We start from the raw sequence: 1,762 nt of genomic DNA, 5'->3' as shown, positions 1-1,762 counted from the left end.
CACTGACCCGATCAGCGGCACGGCAGAGGCGGGTGCGCGGATCGTGGTGACCTATCCGAACGGCACCACGGCCAGCACCGTAGCAGATGCTGCGGGGAACTGGAGCGTGGCCAACCCGGGCAACCTGAGCGATGGCCAGCAGATCAGCGTGGTGGCCAGCGATGCGGCCGGCAACAGCTCGGCCCCGGCCAGCGCGACGGTTGATGCAGACATTACAGCTCCAAGTTTAGAATTTATAGTAATCATTAATGCTGATGGCAGCGCGACTCTCAGCGGTACCACCGAACCGGGCACCAGTGTAATCGTACAGGGTCCGGATGGAGCAGCAGTGCCGGTCAATGTGGCACCAGATGGCAGCATCAGTGGCAGCATTGCCGCGCCAGCTCTCGCCGGTAACTACACCGCCACCGCAACCGATATTAATGGCAACATTGCCACCGATACCGCGACTGCAATAGATAATATTGCACCAATTCCTGGAAGCCTGAGTCTGGCAGATTTCTCCGATACAGGCATCAGCCTCTCTGATGGAATCAGTAATGACAATACATTTAATTTGACATTAACGGGTCAGGAAACAGGTTCTACCGTGGTCTACCAGATTTCTGCGGATGGCGGAAATACCTGGGTGGCAACAACAGCCGCACAGACTGGAGTCGCAGATAACACCTATCAATACAGAGCTGTCGTGACTGATGTTAATGGCAACAGCAGTGTCACAGATACAGTTAATGTCACTGTAGATACAGCTGCTCCAGATGCTCCTGAGCTTGATCCGGTTAACGTAACTGATCCGATTAGTGGAACAGCAGAAATTGGGGCTACTGTCACTGTTACCTTCCCAGATGGCACGATCGCTACCGCACTTGCAGATGAAAGTGGCAGCTGGAGTGTAGCTAACCCGGGTGGTCTTGCTAATGGTGATATTATTACTGCAATAGCAACAGATCCTGCAGGGAATGCATCATTATCGGGTAGCGGTACAGTTTCAGCTGATATTACAGCGCCAGTGGTGGTGCTGGATGATAGTTCCAGCAGAGATAATACCCCACCGTTGAGTGGTACGGTTAATGATACTACCGCACGAATCGTGGTTACTCTCAATGGTACTGATTATGAAGCCGTAAATAACGGTGATGGCACCTGGACTTTAGCAGATAATACTTTGCCGGTATTACAGGACGGGACATATAACCTTACTGTAAGAGCCATAGACCAGGCAGGTAATACGGGTACAGATACAGCAACTTTGACTATAGATACTATTACGACAGTAGAGCTGAATGTGGTGATCAATGCCGATGGCAGTGCCACTCTCAGCGGTACCACCGAACCGGGTGCCAGTGTAACGGTACGGGGCCCGGATGGAGCAGCAGTGCCGGTCACAGTGACGCCAGATGGCAGCATCAGTGGCAGCATTGCCGCGCCAGCTCTCGCCGGTAACTACACCGCCACCGCAACCGATATTAATGGCAACATTGCCACCGATACCGCGACTGCAATAGATAATATTGCACCAATTCCTGGAAGCCTGAGTCTGGCAGATTTCTCCGATACAGGCATCAGCCTCTCTGATGGAATCAGTAATGACAATACATTTAATTTGACATTAACGGGTCAGGAAACAGGTTCTACCGTGGTCTACCAGATTTCTGCGGATGGCGGAAATACCTGGGTGGCAACAACAGCCGCACAGACTGGAGTCGCAGATAACACCTATCAATACAGAGCTGTCGTGACTGATGTTAATGGCAACAGCAGT

General features: G+C 51.9%; 1 protein-coding gene. It reads left to right on the top strand.

Going from position 1 to position 1,762, the window contains the following annotated elements; all coding sequences use genetic code 11:
* Positions 1-1,762, top strand: a 1,762-nt coding sequence (locus tag N518_RS16595) for an Ig-like domain-containing protein (RefSeq protein ID WP_034594376.1), incomplete at both ends; no start/stop codon positions are given.

It is taken from the genome of Acinetobacter sp. UNC436CL71CviS28 (genome assembly GCF_000620525.1).
Lineage (GTDB): Bacteria > Pseudomonadota > Gammaproteobacteria > Pseudomonadales > Moraxellaceae > Acinetobacter > Acinetobacter radioresistens.
Note: the sequence above shows the minus strand (reverse complement) of the source record. Positions and strands in the feature narration are given on the sequence as shown.